Raw genomic sequence first — 14,166 nt, forward strand, 5'->3', positions numbered from 1 at the left:
CATCCACCACCAGACCCCACCGTCCCCCTACGCGCAGGATGTCCCCGACCGTGATCCATGTCGACGGCGACGTCAGCCCAGGGTGAGGCGCATCTGGTGCCAGGGCACGCCGCCGTGGTTGGAGGAGGACAGGCCCTCGTCGATGAAACCGAGGCGTGCGTAGAAGGGCACGAGGTCGTCGAGGCAGGTGAGCACCAGACCCCGGCGGCCGTGGGTGCGCGACGTCTCGATGACGGTGCGCAGCAGGCGGGTGGCCAGTCCTTGCCCCTGGGCGGCGGGCGCCGTGGCGACGCCGAAGATCATCTGCCAGTCCCCGTCGGGGTCGTGCATTGCGGCATTCTCGTACATCTCGTCGCTCAGGTCGCGCTCGTTGGTGCACAGACCGTTGACCAGCGCCAGCAGTGTGCCGGACTCGTCCTCGATGAGCCAGAAGTGGTCGGCGTAGTGGGCCATCCGCTCGGCGATCGACGTCGGGCTGGCGGCCTGCTCGGGCGGGAAGCAGACGGCCTCCAGGGCGGCTGCCATGGCTGCATCCTGCGCCTGCTGTGCCGGTTGAGCGCGGGCTGTGCGGATGTGGAGGATGGTGGAGTCGCTGGTGGAACTCATACCTGCATTCTCTCCGGGTGACCCGCCGGCGTCGAGTGTCGCCGGCGCTTTCGGGCAACGGCCGGGACATCCCTCGTATCGAGGCGTGGGAACTCTGCTCCCGACGGCGTCGAATGCCTCCGGTGGGAAGACGCTAGAGGAGCTTCCTGCCTGTCAGCGTGGAGGTGGAGTCAGATTTCTTTTCGGCCGTGATCATCATTCCTTCTGGAGATAGAAGAGAATATGTGTCCGGGGGAGTGGGGAAATCGATGCTGATCCGTACCCATGGCAGCCTGCGCCCATCCGATGCCGTGATGCCGCTCTGGTCACCCCTGTCATCCCCCATGCGGATGGCAAGCTTTCCGTAGTAGGCGTCGTAACTTTCCGTTTGTAAGAGGAGCTGGGGTGTGTCGATGGGTCCGTTGGCGGCGCGGTCGATTTCAGTGCTACTGCTACTGGAGTCATCGGCGCGCTTGGTGCTGCGGTAGAGGCCGGAGGAGTCGATGGTTGTTGATTTTCCAGAGCGAGTGTCGAAGACGCTGAGAGAAACAGGGTAGATGGGAGTGGATGCTTGATTGAGCTCCTGGTTCGGTTCTGTATCGACAGTCCAGACCGAGATGGCTTGCTGGCTTGCTTCTATCTGAAGAACATTCTGGTAGTTGGTTGAAGGTTCAGTGAGGGGTACCCTGCCTCCGCTGTCGATGTTCTGCGCTGTCAGCTCGTTGTTGTCATCGACGTAGGTGACGATCCATCCGCCTGATGTGATGATATATCCGACAGGCATCCAAGCGCGTTTCAAGCTTTGGTGCTCGATCTTGTATCTATTGTCTGATGAGGCGCGCAGATATGTCTCTGGGAGACTTTCCACTGATGTCTTTGATTGTGCCTCGGGTTGCTCGTTATCGGTCTTGACGAGAACATTGGCGTGACCACCGGGGCCTGGGACAACAGTCACGGCGGTATCCAGTGGATCGAGTTCCTTACCGCTGGTGAGGTCGTAAACTTTGCGATTGATGACAGCCATGGAATCGGTCAGCTGTACGGTTGGCACATTCTCTGAGAATTGGGCATCCACAGCGACTTCTCCGGTATCAGTACGCAGAATGACAATGCGGGTCAGAGTGTCATGCGAGTTTTTAGGGGTCATGTCGATGGCGTAGGCGAGCCAGGTGCCGTCCGGTGAGGTGAACGCGGGCTTATCTGCATATATGGAAGTGTTTTCTATGGTCTTTCCAAGCGCGTCATACTCCAGGATGTCTGGGCTGGTCGTTGCGAAGCACCAGGTCAAGTCGTCAGTGGAAGGATTGATGCCGTAGAGTCCTCTGTCAGTGACGGCTACGGCGTTGTGCTTTCCCGTCAGCAGCTGATCGACTCTTGTATAACCGAGAGATCTCTCCCAGGTAGGTTCTTGAGGTGGTAGCCGGTCCCCAGCTCCCGCCTGAATCTCATCGACGGTTGGGAATGAGACCTGGCTATTGGCGGCCTTGGTCGTTGATCGGATGAGCGGATCCAGGTGATGATTGACGGCACTGGGAGCTGTCGCCGCCAGGACGACTGTCAGTGCGCCAGCGGCACTCGCGCACAAGCGTTTGGCCCGCTCCTTACGGGGAGCTCGAGAGTGGCAAGAGGTTGTCTGGATCCTCCCCTGCCCGGTTGGACGACTTTCCTCCGACTCAAGCGCATCATCTGGGAGACAGTCCTCTTCGCGGCCTACCTCCTGCTTGGAAGCATCTCCGGTGTTCTGGCGTCGGAGGAGCTCGCGTTTGTCGCGCGCCTGCAGCAGCATGCACGACACTGCGGTGATAACAACGCCCATCCAGCCGGCAAGGAGCCATCCCGCGACGCTCGGAACAGTGCTTGATGAGGAGGTGAATGACACCACCTCGCTCCTGACGTTCTGATTCAGAATAAAGGTGGCTATGAAAAGAAGAAGAGTGGTCGAAAAAAAGTAATTGCTGGTTCGCAGCCGTTTTGGTCTCAGCAACCACGCGCACAGGGTGATGGCTATGATCGTCGTGATCGCATAGATGCGCATGGACCCCATTGCCATGGACAAAGGGGAGCGCAGCCAGACGATGAAGGCACCAACGTGCAGGGCGGCGGTTGCGAGGCCAGCGGCCCGGTTGACCCCGAGGAGGATACTGCGCCCGAGCCACCGCTCCCGCCTGGGAGGTGAAGTGGCTGAGCCGGATCGCGGGGAAAGCTCGCTCAGTGCCGCATCATCGTTTTTCATATGGCAAGTTTTCACTCTCTGAGTTCGATTGGCGATGGGGAAGGCGGCCCGATGGCGTCGTCGATCCGTCTAAGGCGCCTGTCTGAGCAGAGGATTGATCGGCTGCCCGTAACCTGATGAGTCGATCGTCGTACGCCTGCAGCAGCATGCATGAGAGGATGGCGACAATCAGGCTGATCCAGGCGGCTATGAGGTGCTCGACTGATGAGGGTATTGTGTCAGAATGTGATAACCCTATGGGTTTGATCCACCAATCCTGGATGCAAGTGGCTGTGATGAGGGTAAAGGCCGCTGCTGGATAGTTATCGCTGTGCGGCGGCCTCGGCCGGTAAGGACGAAGCAGCCACCCACATAGTGTCACGGTAAAGACCAGGACGATCGTGTAGTAGTACAGGAGCCACATGATGTCTAATGAATATGGCGCGTACGAGCACACGATGAAGGCGCCGAAGTGCAGGGCGACGGTCATGGAGATGGTCGCCCAGATCATCCAGATGAGGAGACCTCGCATGGGCCGCAGTTTCTGGTGAGGAGGTGGAACGGGCGGGCTCGACTGCGGGGCGGGGCTGGTTGGTGCTGCGCCGTTCCTCATACGGGAAGCCTCCAACCCTTCAGAAAGACTTGACCTGTGTCCGACTGTTGCTCGGCGGAAACTACTCTCCCTTCGGGGCATAGGACGGTGTCGCGAACTCTATTTTCCAGAAGAGGGGTGGAGACCTTCTTCCAAGACGCCTTGGCTCCGTTCTTGAGTGTCACGGTCCCCTCTCCTTCTCCCGTTGGGACGGCGAGTTTTTCTCCGAAATCTTCTGAACGGTCGCCAGTCACGGAGAATGTCGGGGTATCTACGATCCCGATACCGATCCTGCCCGTTACGTTTTGGTCGCTCTCCTGATGATTGAAAAGCGCCTGATGAATGCTCGACTGATCGACGGCTGTCACTTCTTCTGTCCTTGGATCGAACACGGACAGCGTCAGGGGATACAGTCGATGTGGATCAGCGTCGGCCAGTTCTCCATTCTCGCTCACATCAGCCAGCCACACGGCGATGGCCTGAGAACTGACGTGCATCAGGATCACCTTCTTGCTTTGGTTTCCAAAAGATATGCTTCTTCCGGTATCGATGTTCTGGACGGCTTCTTCTCCGTTACTGTCGGAGATGACGACCCAGCCGCCGGATGAGACGGGCTGGCCGTTGATCGTCTGGGCTTTCTGCATAATGGGCGTCTGGTGCTGATCCTCCGGAGATATGCCCTCAACCGATACCGAGTTCGACGTAAGCGACTCGGAGTAGTCGCTCGTTCGGGTGAGTATGCGTTCATGCCCTCCGGGGCCGGGGACAACGTTCGTTTCGGATTCCAAGGGGGCGATCTCTTCGCCGTCGGCAATGTTGTAAACACGTCGATTGATGATGGCGTTGGAATCAGTCAGCTGCACCGTCGGAACCGTTCCAACGACCTGGCTATCCACAGACACTCGCCCCGTGCTGGTGTTGAGCACGATGACACGGGTGACGGCCTCGGGACTGTCGTGGCCGTTCGCCTCGGTCGGGGTGATGCTCACTGCGTAGGCCAGCCAGGCTCCGTCGGGGGAAGTGAAGGCCTCATGCCCCGCGTAGATATCCACTCCGCGGAGTGAGGCCGAGGACTCGGTGTCGGGTGAGGGCGGAAGTGCCGCCGTCGCGAAGCACCATGTGCTTCTACCGGTGGAGGGATCGACCCCGTAGACGCCGTGGTCGGTGACGGCGATCGCTCCCCTGGATCCGGCGAGCAGCTGTTTGACGGTGGTGGTTCCCAGCGGAGTCTTCCAAGCCGGTTCCGACGGCGGCGATTGCTGCTGTGCCCCGGCTTGAAGCTGAGCGACGCTCGGGAAGCGAGCATGACCGCTCGATGCTGTGACTGTTGTTCTCAATAGCGGGTCCAAGCGGTGATTGATGCCTGTGGGGGTCGTCGCGGCCAGAGCCACCACTGCTGCCGCTCCGATGACGCCCGCACCTATATGCTTCACTCGTTCGCTGCGGGAGGACCGGGCTTGAGAGGGATCGCCGTCGGAGTCGTCTGAGGAGTCCTTGGAGCGAAGACGCGGAGAAGACCCGACCGCACGCAGAGCGAGATGTGTCAGCATCGCAGTAACGAGGCAGATCCATGCAACTGCCAGTCTGCCCACGACCTCGGGCACCGTTCCCGTTTCCCGGATGATCTTGCTGGTCTCCGCCACGGTAAGCGCGCACCCGACAAAGCTGAAAAAGGCCAGGGCGCCCGCAGCGCCGAAAACATCACTCACGGCCGGCTTTCGAAGCGCAGCCCAGATCATGGCGTAACCGAGCAGAACAATACCGATCTCCCCGATTACGATGAGCGGCGTTGTCATCGCCATCGATAATGGTGAGCGCAGGAGGGAGACGACCGTGCCGGCAATCAGGGCTAGCATGGCAATCGCCGAGGCCAGGGCGATACCGATGAAGAGACTGTGCACCAGTCGACGCCACCGTCGGGGAGACGAAGCGGGCGGGTCCGATTCTGGGGCGGGGCGGGGTTGCGCCTTGTCATCGTCCTTCATGGAATCAGCGTCCGGCGACGTCCCACCGCGGACAATGGGGACGAGAGCCCAACGGTGCAGCCGCCTATCCCACCCCGTACAGGATGGTGCGGCTGCGGTCCTGGTCGTGTCCGCCCCGTATCTTCTCGAAGTCGGTGCTCACCTCGACCCCGACGACGACGATCCCGGGGGCGGCGACGGTGAAGGGGTTGTGCGCGGTGTCGTTCTTCCCAAGCAGTGCCCCTGCGGGACTGATGGGGACGCCGCTCGATCCATCGACCCGCCCGAGCTCCAGGTAGCCCGCTCCCAGGTCATCTGGCGCGCCGTTGTCGGGGATCGACCACCGTGGCACACCCGTGTCCGGGGTCGGCCAGGAGGGCCGATGCAGTGACGTGTCCCAGTCCTGTCCCACGGAGACCTCGGTGAGGCTGCGAGTCGCCGGGTCGAAGACCGCCACCGGCGCCGGGGCCGGCGGCGACGAGCCGTCCTCAGCCCCGGGAGCGTGCTCTGGAATGACGGGCCGCAGGGCGATACGTGCCCCGGAAGTCGCCCGGTCCGGTCCGCCATAGGTTCCCAATGCGACAACTTCCTGCGCCTCATCAGCAGTGCCGGCGGCATCCAGGCTGATCGCCTCCAGCGGCGAGTCCGGGCCGCCGGGGGACGCGCGCCGCACCGTCCACCCCTGGGCTAGCGTGACGACGTCGTCCCCGTAGCCCGGGATGCGGTCGTCCGTCGGGTCGACCACGACGTTGCTCAGGCGGCGGGTCGAAGTGGGGTCGGCGTCGTCTGCCAGGGTCAGGGAGCAGGTTCCGCTCTGCTCGTCGCACTGCTGGTCCACAACGAGGGTATGCGGCGCTTTCGTGCCGGAGAAACGCCGCATCGGGGGGTCTGGCAGCCTCCACAGCGTGGAGCCGTCTGACAGGGAGACGCCCTCCCGGCCGATGAGGGCCACCGAGTCGGTCACCTGCACGACGCCGTCTTCGAGGTTGGCGGTGAGTGTCTCCCGTTCGGCCACGACCCGGCCAGTGGCGGTCTCCAGGATGACGATGATGCGTCCGTCATCCGCATAGCTCGTGCGCGGGTACCAGATCGAGATGAGAGCGTAGCGACGGTCCGGGCTGGTGATGACCCGAGGGTCGGAATCTTCGCCGACTCCCATGAACTGCGCTCCCGTGCGCCGGTAGCTCCACAGCGTGGAGCCGTCGACCGGGTCGAGACCCTCCAGACCCTCCCCGGTCATGAGCAGCGGCCCCGACACGCCGGCGGCGACGTCGACATACGGGCTCACCTCCCGGCTCCACTCGACCGTTCCGGTTACCCGCTCAGGAAGCTGAGGGACGTTGCTCGGCGCGGCGATCGTCCGTGACTGGACGGGAGAGAGGACCTGGGACGGCACCAGTGCCGAGGCCGCGAATACCACGACCGTCACCCCGGCGGCGACGAGCCGGGGGCCCGACGGCGTGGCGGCCCGGGGCCGGCGGCGGATGATCGCCTCGCTGATGAGTGCGACCCCCAGGGCCAGTGCGGCAACGGCCAGGTTGAGGAGGTAGCCGATGTTCACGCCGTACTGGTTCAGGACCTGCCACCACCTGCCGGCCAGGGCAAGGGCGACGCCTAGGGGGATGAGGAGGCCGACGACGATGACGATCCTGAGGACCGTGCCCGGCCGTGGGAGCCGACCGCTTCTGCGCAGCCTCTACCAGACGAGTCCGCAGACCAGCGCCAATGCCAGGGCGCACAGGAAGAAGAAGGGCCAGGCCTCCACGACGTGGTCCCACCACTTGCCGATCGCGCCCTCCCGGTCCTCAAGGAGAAAGACGCCCCAGTGGTGGGCGCGCCGCTGCCAGATCGCGGCGGCGATGAGCCCGATGACGGAGGCGCAGGCCCCCAGACGCACCCCCTTGAGAGCCGCCGAAGTACGGCCTCCGAGGGGAGCGCGACCACCGGGAATGGGCTGAACGGTCATGAGGTAACTGTGCCAGGCGCCATACCTCGACGGCATGGGACCAGCTCGATGCGGCCGGCGGCGGCGAGCCGATGGCGAGCAGCACGACGGCCGGAGACAGCCGACGCCGTCGGGAACAGGAATCCTGTACCGATACGCGTCGAATGCCTCCGGCCGTGAGAAGGGGATGCGCGGTGAGGCCGCGGGCCCGCGTGCTTCAGCCGCCCAGGGCCGCGGAGACTACCTGCTTGGCCTCCTCCTGGACCTGCGCCAGGTGGTCGGCGCCCTTGAAGGACTCGGCGTAGATCTTGTAGACGTCCTCCGTGCCCGAGGGGCGGGCGGCGAACCAGGCGTCCTTGGTGGTGACCTTGAGCCCGCCGATGGCGGCGCCGTTTCCGGGCGCATCGACCAGCCGGGCGGTGATCTCCTGGCCGGCCAGTTCGGTTGCGGTCACGTCTTCGGCGGCCAGGGCGGCGAGCTTGGCCTTCTCCTCCTTGGAGGCGGCGGCGTCGATGCGCGCGTAGGCGCTGGCGCCGAAGCGCTCGACCTGCTCCTCGTGCAGCTGGGAGGGGGACTTGCCGGTGACGGCGATGATCTCGCTGGCCAGCAGGGCCAGGATGATGCCGTCCTTATCCGTGGTCCACACGGTGCCGTCCTTGCGCAGGAAGGAGGCTCCCGCGCTCTCCTCGCCCCCGAAGCCGATCGAGCCGTCGAGCAGCCCGGGCACGAAGTGCTTGAAGCCCACCGGTACCTCGATGAGGGTGCGGTCGATCGCGGCGGCCACCCGGTCGATGAGGCTGGAGGAGACCAGCGTCTTGCCCACGGCGGCGTCGGCGGGCCAGCCGGGCCGGTGGGTGAAGAGGTACTCGATGGCCACGGCCAGGAAGTGGTTGGGGTTCATGAGCCCGCCGTCGGGGGTGACGATGCCGTGGCGGTCGGAGTCGGCGTCGTTCCCGGTGGCGACGTCGTAGGGGGTCCTGCCCTTGGCGTCGGGCGTCATCTTGGCGCGCAGCGAGGCCATGGCGTTGGGGGAGGAGCAGTCCATGCGGATCTTGCCGTCCCAGTCCAGGGTCATGAAGTGCCAGGCCGGGTCCACCTTAGGGTTGACCACCGTGAGCTCCAGGCCGTAGCGCTCGCCGATCGCGCCCCAGTAATCGACCGAGGCGCCGCCCAGCGGGTCGGCTCCGATGCGTACGCCGGCCTTGCGGATCGCCTCGAGGTCGATGACGTTCTCCAGATCGGCGACGTAGGTCTCCAGATAGTCGTGCTTGATGACGTAGGGGCCGTCGATCGCCTCGGCGATCGGGACGCGGGGAACGTCCTGCCAACCCGAGGCGAGCAGCTCGTTGGCGCGGTCGGCGATCCAGCTGGTGGCGTCCGAGCCGGCCGGACCGCCGGTGGGCGGGTTGTACTTGAATCCGCCGTCGCGCGGCGGGTTGTGGGAGGGGGTCACCACGATACCGTCGGCCAGTCCCGCCCCGGTGGTGCGCACGCCGGCCTCGGTGCCGGCGCCGTTGGCCAGGAGGATGGAGTGGGAGACGGCCGGGGTGGGCGTGTAGGAGCCGCGCGAGTCGATGGCGGTCATGACGCCTGCGCCCGAGAGCACCTCGATGGCGGTACGCCATGCCGGCTCGGACAGGGCATGGGTATCGCGCCCCAGATAGAGGGTGCCGTCGGTGCCCTGGGAGCGGCGGTACTCCACGATGGCGGCGGTCGTGGCCACGATGTGGGCCTCGTTGAAGGCGGTGTCCAGAGAGGAGCCGCGGTGCCCGGAGGTGCCGAAGACGACCTTCTGGGTCGGGACGGTCGGGTCGGGGACGAGGTCGTAGTAGGCGGAGACGACCTCGTCGACGTCGATGAGGTCTTCGGGCTGTGCTGGCTGTCCTGCGCGTGGGTGCATGGGGCACAGTGTGTCACGTACCACTGCCTGAATCAGCCCGTTTCGCTGTGCGAAACACCGGCCGTTCCGGGGCTGGGACGTGGTGATTCGCGAGAGCAGAATGCTCGACGGCGACGGCGTTGTGGGAGAGTCCGCCGCGAAGGCAGGTGGGGAAGTGCCGTAGGTCCCGGGTGGCGGGATGAGACCTGTGGTGGCGGGTGTTGAGGGGCGCTTCTCCCGGCGTCAGGAGAAGACCAGGAGCAGTTCGAGCATATTTGTGATCGTTCCTGTGAGCATTTCTGCGAAAGATGTAAAAGACTCGATGTCGGCATTTTCGCGGTCCGCCAGCCACAGCTCGGCCCGCCTCACCCGGTTGCCCATGATGAGCAGCGAGCCACGTACTGGGTGCGGCACGTTTCTGAACAGCGCGTAGGTGTCCGCGCCGGTGTCCACCGCGACGCGATCCTGACCCAGGAGGTGCAGACGCTTCACCGGGCGGGTCGGGTCGGCGGCCAGGGCCTGCCAGGCCTCGGCCGGTATCCCCTGCGGCAGGAGGCCGGCCATGTCGGCGGCGTACGCAGTGGGGTCCTGGCCCACTGACGTGATGACGATATCGAGATGACAGTCCTCCCCTTGCGCGGCCAACTGATGGCCTTGATCGGTGTCCACGCACAGGCGGGTCCACCCCATGGCCCCCCGGGCCTGCTCCTGCTCCGAGACGCTGATCCAGTGCAGCGAGCCGGTGGCCGAGCCCGTGTCAAGTGCTCTGCGGACATTGCGCTTGAAGAACCGTGACGAGGCGTTTCGCATGATGTTGGGAATGCGACGGCCGTGCACGTGGATGAGCTCGGTGACGTCGAGCTCGGGCAGACCGTTGGTGCCGGTGGCCTCGGGGGCGAATCCGTTGTTCTTGAGTTGCTTGCTCTCGCGGCCTCCCATGCGAAGGCCGGTGCGCATGAGCCCTGCGCCCATCAAGTAGCTCCCGGCACTGCGCGTGTGAGGGTGGGCGGCGAAGGCGGTGGCGAGGGTCCGGGCGAAGGGGGTGCCTGTGATCCGCGGCCCGGCGTCGACGGGGGTGGGAGCCATTGGCGCCAAGTTCGACAGGCCCGGAAGCTGGTCGACACCGAGACGCTGGGAGGTCTGAGCTGCCGTGCGGGCGGCCGCCCGGCCCGTGTCGACCGCTGCCCGAGACACCGTGTCGGCGGCCTTGGCGGCACCGGAGGCAGCCTGACCAGCGAAGCCGCGAGCCTGGGCGGTCAGCTCGTCTCGCGAGGGGATACTGGGCAGCTTCATGGCAGTCCTTCAAACATGGGAGCAGCAGAGAGGCGTCGGCTTGAGAACGGCCGGCTGCCGCCGAGTTTAAGAAGCAGGTGGTGCGCAGGACATGGGTAGTCTGGCCCGGGCGTCGGCGCTACTGCGCTGCCACCCGGGCCGCCGCTCCGCTCACCGGGGACGCGGCCGAACCCCAGCGTCCAGCAGGAACGAGGAACCATGACCGTCAGCCGTATCGCCACCGCCAGCGCCCCCGCCGCCGTCGGCCCCTACTCCCAGGGTGTCTCGACCGGCCAGGAGGCCGGCTCGCTCGTCTTCGTCTCCGGCCAGGTTCCGCTCGACCCGGCCACCGGTTCCCTCGTCGAGGGAGACATTCAGGCTCAGGCCGAGCAGGTCCTCAAGAATGTGGGGGCCATCCTGGCCGAGGCCGGACTCGGGTACGACGACGTCGTCAAGACCACGGTCCTGCTCGCCAGCATCGCCGATTTCGCCGCCGTCAACGAGGTCTACGCCCGTTACTTCACCGGCGGGACCCTCCCGGCCAGGGCGGCCTTCGGCGTCGCCGCCCTGCCGTTGGGTGCCGGCGTCGAGATCGAGGCCGTTGCCGTCCGGTCCTGAGAGCCATTGGATGGTGCGGGGCGTCTCCTCATTCGGGGGGACGCCCCCGTGTTGCTCTCCCCATGGCAGGCGGCGTGACCGCGGGTAAGGATGAGGCACGGCGGGTGGCCGCAGAGTCACCAGCCGACCAGGATTCCGCTTCGAGGCTTCATGAGAGGAAGAAGATGCCGCCCATGCGCCTGCCCCTCGCGGTTCGTCTCGGAGGAATCCGTTCGCTGCTGGCCTTCGCGGCCGTTATGACCGGTGGTCTTGTGGCCTCGTTCTCACCAGTGGCTGCGGCGGCCTGGGCGCCTGGCCTCCTACCCGTCTCGATGCTGCTGGCCATTGTCGGTGCTGGCGGTATCGGCTACTACCTGTGGCGCGGCTTCTCCGCACGGCGCCTGCTCGAGCAGGCGCTGCGGCACTACGCGCGGGTCACCTACGACTACGAGGCCACCGAGCTCCATGCCCGCCTCATCCCTGAAGGTGACACCCGCGGCGCCCGCGTCATGGCCCACTACCGCTGGTTCCGCGACGAGTACGAGAGCCTGACCCGGACGTGGCAGGACCTCGGCAGTCCCCGGGGCGTCCAGTGGTTCGAACCGGGAGTGTTCCAGCGGGTCTCCGAGATCGAGCGGCGCTCGGCCGCACTGGACTCGACCGACGACATCATCGCCGGCAACGCCGCGTTCCTGAGCCTGTCCTCCAACTGGGAGAGACTCTGGCGCGAGGAACAGCAACCGGTTCTTCATGATCTCAATCTGCTCCTGGTCCTGTGCCAGCAAATTGATTCCCAAGCATTCACGCCCAGTGGCACGGTGGAGGCGCGGGAACAGGTCCGGGCCCATCATCAGCGTCTGACCGAGATGACCACCGAGCTGGCAGCCGGCCAGCTGCAGCCCTCGGCGGCGCTCGACGAGCTTGCCTGGATAGCGGCCGATGTTCGCCGGACGGGGAGCAGCCTGGCACTCCGCGTAACTGGTGCCGGTCGGCCCCTCGGGGGCTCCGGTGCCGGGATGCCGCCTCGGTCGGCCGCCCACGGTTCGCCGGGCATCGTCGGGCCCGGGAGGCCCGACGAGCACTGGCAGCTGTCCGGTGGCAACTCCGCACTCCACGCCAGCACCCGGCCGTACGCGCAGGTCCGTGCGGGCTTCCTCGGGGACGGGACCTTCCCCGGGTACTGAGGTCCGCGGCAACCGCCGCTCTCATCCTCCCGCAGTCCATTGAACAGCTTCGACTCCCCGAGTGGTCGTTGCGGCCATGGCCGCTCAGGGGCCGGACCATCGTCCAGTGTCCGAATCGGCCGGCACGAGACATCGCCCACCTCTACGAGCCCGTTGGCCCGCCGGTGTCCCACCACTGTCAAGACTCCAGATCCACAGAAAGATAAGGGGGAGTAAAGATGGAACAGTCCCGCATCGCCCGCCTGGGCGGAGCCCGGTCGGTGACAGCCTTCGTCGCCAATGTGGTGGTGAGCCTAGCCCTCATCACCGTGCTGCCGGTCATGGTCATCTGGCCCTTTGGCGGCAGCCACCACCCCAGCGTGGAGGTCCATGACGAGGCCGGGATACTCCAGACCGAGCCGCTGATCGAGGAGATCCAGGCGATGCGCTTTCGCCAGGATGTCCACGTCGCTGTACTCACGGTCCCGGGCTGGGATGTCGACAACCTCAACGATGCGGTGCTGGAGTACGCCCGCTCGCATGCGAGCGACACCGACGTCCCGTGGATCTCGACGTCGAACCCCAACTACTGGAGCGACGGCCTGGTGATCCTGGCGGTCGCCCCGGAGGCGCGCAAGGTGGGCTGCTACTTCGGTGAGGACGTCGCGGTCCCCCTGCAGCAGCAGGCCACCATCCAGGATGCCGCCAAGAACCAGTACCGGCAGGCCGACTGGTACGGGGGCACCGTCTCCATGGCGGCCAAGACCGCCGACGTCATCGGCCGGCCCGGCGGTGGTGACGTCGGCATGACCTACATCCTGCCCGGAATCTCGGCGCTCGTGGGCTTCGCCTGGCTCTCGTACTACCTGTGGCGCGGTTTCGCGGCGCGGCGCCGGGCGCGCGAGGCGCTGCGCCACTACTCGCAGGTCACCCACGACTACGAGACCACCGAGCTCCTGGCCGGCACGATTCCCGAGGACGAGCCGCACGGGGCCCAGGTCATGGCCCGCTACCGCTGGTTCCGCAGCGAGTATGAGAAGGTCACCCGCTCCTGGCAGGACTTCGGCAACCCCTACCGCGCCCAGTGGTTCGGCATGTCGGTGCTCGGGCGGGCCACCGAGCTGGAGAAGCGCTCGGCGCTCCTGGACTCCCTCGACGACGTCATCGCCAACACCGCGACCTTCCTGGGCCGGTCGCCGGGCTGGGACCGAGTCTGGAGCAACGAGCAGGGGCCGGTCCTGGAGGACCTGCAGTCGCTGCGGCGGCTGTGCCACGAGATCGACAGCTCCGACGCCGCCGAGAGCGGTTCGATCGCCGAGCACACCAAGGAGGAGCGGGAGTGGGTCCGCTCTCGCAAGCAGCGCCTGGACGACATGACCTCCAGCCTGGAGGACGGTTCGCTCCAGCCTTCGGCCGCGCTCGACGAGCTCGACGAAATCGCCAGTGAAACGAAGACGAAGGCCGCCCGGCTCGCACGCGAGGCCATCGATGCCGACACCTCCAGCTACGCCGACGAGCGCCGTCGGCGCTACGATTCGCGCTCGTCCAAGGAAGCCGCCTATGCCGGCTATTGGTACCTGGGCGGCGGGCACGGCAGCTACAACCCGCACTCGACGATCCGCCTCAACCCCTCCTCACCGGCCATCTCCGCCATCGGCTCGTCCAGCTCGGGTGCTGGTGCCGGCGGGTCCTACAGCTCCTTCACCCCGATCTCCGACCTGGTAGTGGGCTACAGCTCGGCCTCCTCCTACACCCCGCCGAGCAGCTCCGGCTCCGGGTCCAGTTTCTCGGGAGGTGGCTTCTCCGGCGGCTACAGCGGTGGCGGCGGCTTCTCCGGGTCCGGCTCCTCCTCGAGCTTCTGAACCGGTCCACGTCAGTGCACCGGTTGACGACCGAGGTACGGAACGGGGTCGGTGATCGTCGTCGGCCGTGAAGCGCGTCATGAGGCGCCGACGGA

The 14,166-nt window shown here is 65.6% G+C and carries 11 protein-coding genes; 3 read left to right on the forward strand and 8 right to left on the reverse strand.

Annotated features, from left to right (window positions below; genetic code table 11):
* Positions 1 to 72 precede the first annotated feature (72 nt).
* The 8 genes from FK256_RS11960 to FK256_RS11990 all read right to left on the reverse strand — a co-directional run bounded on the left by FK256_RS11960 (position 73) and on the right by FK256_RS11990 (position 10,470).
* A complete protein-coding gene (locus FK256_RS11960) occupies positions 73 to 606 on the reverse strand; it encodes a GNAT family N-acetyltransferase (RefSeq protein WP_141424914.1) in 534 nt (177 codons plus the stop codon).
* A gap of 133 nt (positions 607 to 739) precedes the next feature.
* The gene (locus FK256_RS11965; protein ID WP_141424915.1) at positions 740 to 2,818 is read right to left on the reverse strand and encodes a hypothetical protein; all 2,079 of its coding nucleotides are present in this window, start codon (positions 2,816 to 2,818) and stop codon (positions 740 to 742) included.
* The gene (locus tag FK256_RS14330; RefSeq protein WP_150387403.1) at positions 2,805 to 3,329 is read right to left on the reverse strand and encodes a hypothetical protein; all 525 of its coding nucleotides are present in this window, start codon (positions 3,327 to 3,329) and stop codon (positions 2,805 to 2,807) included. The genes FK256_RS11965 and FK256_RS14330 overlap by 14 nt, the downstream gene beginning before the upstream one ends.
* A 77-nt stretch (positions 3,330 to 3,406) precedes the next feature.
* Entirely contained in the window at positions 3,407 to 5,290 is a 1,884-nt protein-coding gene (locus tag FK256_RS11970; RefSeq protein ID WP_141424916.1) for a hypothetical protein, read from the reverse strand.
* A 148-nt stretch (positions 5,291 to 5,438) separates the two neighbouring features.
* On the reverse strand, positions 5,439 to 6,914 hold the full coding sequence (locus FK256_RS11975; protein WP_141424917.1) for a hypothetical protein: 1,476 nt from the start codon (positions 6,912 to 6,914) through the stop codon (positions 5,439 to 5,441).
* Positions 6,915 to 7,049: 135 nt separating this feature from the next.
* Positions 7,050 to 7,319 (reverse strand): hypothetical protein, encoded by a 270-nt coding sequence (locus FK256_RS11980; protein ID WP_141424918.1) that lies wholly within the window; start codon positions 7,317 to 7,319, stop codon positions 7,050 to 7,052.
* Between the two features lie 196 nt (positions 7,320 to 7,515).
* Complete coding sequence (gene pgm, locus FK256_RS11985; RefSeq protein ID WP_141424919.1) at positions 7,516 to 9,198, reverse strand: phosphoglucomutase (alpha-D-glucose-1,6-bisphosphate-dependent); 1,683 nt, start codon at positions 9,196 to 9,198, stop codon at positions 7,516 to 7,518.
* Positions 9,199 to 9,420: 222 nt separating this feature from the next.
* The gene (locus tag FK256_RS11990; protein ID WP_244936408.1) at positions 9,421 to 10,470 is read right to left on the reverse strand and encodes a hypothetical protein; all 1,050 of its coding nucleotides are present in this window, start codon (positions 10,468 to 10,470) and stop codon (positions 9,421 to 9,423) included.
* Positions 10,471 to 10,668: 198 nt separating this feature from the next.
* On the opposite strand from FK256_RS11990, the gene FK256_RS11995 reads away from it, so the two are divergent.
* From FK256_RS11995 to FK256_RS12005, 3 genes are all read left to right on the forward strand, one after another.
* Entirely contained in the window at positions 10,669 to 11,067 is a 399-nt protein-coding gene (locus tag FK256_RS11995; RefSeq protein WP_021608628.1) for a RidA family protein, read from the forward strand.
* 164 nt (positions 11,068 to 11,231) lie between these two features.
* Positions 11,232 to 12,230, forward strand: coding sequence for a DUF5129 domain-containing protein (locus tag FK256_RS12000; RefSeq protein ID WP_141424920.1), 999 nt, complete (start codon positions 11,232 to 11,234; stop codon positions 12,228 to 12,230).
* Positions 12,231 to 12,448: 218 nt separating this feature from the next.
* Positions 12,449 to 14,071: a DUF5129 domain-containing protein gene (locus FK256_RS12005; protein WP_021605124.1), complete on the forward strand. Its 1,623-nt coding sequence runs from the start codon at positions 12,449 to 12,451 to the stop codon at positions 14,069 to 14,071.
* Positions 14,072 to 14,166: the final 95 nt, after the last annotated feature.

Source organism: Actinomyces johnsonii (assembly GCF_006546835.1).
Taxonomy (GTDB): domain Bacteria; phylum Actinomycetota; class Actinomycetes; order Actinomycetales; family Actinomycetaceae; genus Actinomyces; species Actinomyces johnsonii.